This window comes from Pseudomonas sp. PME37.24/025, from assembly GCF_055556615.1.
This window is the reverse complement of sequence record NZ_JBVHNK010000075.1, coordinates 1-312: the sequence shown is the minus strand read 5'-3', so window position 1 is coordinate 312 and position 312 is coordinate 1. Positions and strand designations below refer to the sequence as shown.

At 73.1% G+C, this 312-nt stretch carries 1 protein-coding gene; it reads right to left on the bottom strand.

Going from position 1 to position 312, the window contains the following annotated elements; all coding sequences use genetic code 11:
• On the bottom strand, positions 1-312 hold a 312-nt coding region (locus tag ACZ3HH_RS29565), incomplete at both ends, for a hypothetical protein (protein WP_465810072.1).

The following is a 312-nucleotide window of genomic DNA, read 5'->3' as shown; positions in this document are numbered from 1 at the left end:
CGTCCGGTGACGACGACCACGGGGCCGAGCATCGCCGCCACCGACGCCGGGACGATGCGGTGCGACGGCACGTCGATCCGGGCGCGCAGGGTCGCGAAGGATGCCGCGAGAGCGCGGGCCTCGGCATCCTCTCCGCCCGCGACGGGTTCGGCGAGAAGTTCGCCGTCACTGTCGACGACCTCGACCGTGTATCCCTCGTGCACGAGCCGCGACACGACGGAGACGCAGACCGACACCGCGGTCTCGAAGGCGCGGTCGCCGCCGATCGTCTCGGCCGCGGTCGGCGACCAGCGCGAGAGCGCGCGATCGAAC